A 514-nucleotide genomic window follows, 5' to 3' on the forward strand; every position below is an offset into this window, starting at 1 on the left:
GGGCCTTGCGGCCCAGGTAAAGGATGTTCAGCGCCGCATTGTGGTCGGCGCAGGCGGCGTGGCCGCAGGAGAGGCACTGGACCGTGTCCCTGTCGGGACGGTTGGCCGCCTCGATGTGTCCGCACGCGTGACACCGCTGCGAGGTGTAGGCGGGGTTGACGTAGTAGACGCCGCCGCCGGACCGGCGCATCTTGTATTCGATCTGCCTGACGGTCTCGCCCGGCGAGACGTCGAGCATGGAGCGGTTCGATGCCGCCTTCCGGGCGACGTTGGTCCCCGGCTCCTCGACGGTCCCCCTGGCCGAGGCTGTCAGGTTCTTCACCTTGAGGTCCTCGAGATAGATGACGGCGCAGCGGCAGACGACGGCGGTCGTCACCTTGTGCTTGGCGTCGCGGCGACGTCTTGCGATCCTCGCCCTGAAGTTCCGCAGGTCCCGCTGCGCCTTGGCGCGGTTCTTCGACCCTTTCTTGCGCCTCGAGACGACGCGCGCGAGGGTCTCCTCCCGGCGCTTTTC

At 67.9% G+C, this 514-nt stretch carries 1 protein-coding gene; it reads right to left on the reverse strand.

Annotation, left to right across the window (positions count from 1 at the left end; genetic code table 11):
- On the reverse strand, positions 1 to 514 hold a 514-nt coding region (locus tag BN1800_RS39685), incomplete at both ends, for an RNA-guided endonuclease InsQ/TnpB family protein (RefSeq protein WP_143534277.1).

It is taken from the genome of Rhizobium sullae, assembly GCF_900169785.1.
Classification (GTDB): domain Bacteria; phylum Pseudomonadota; class Alphaproteobacteria; order Rhizobiales; family Rhizobiaceae; genus Rhizobium; species Rhizobium sullae.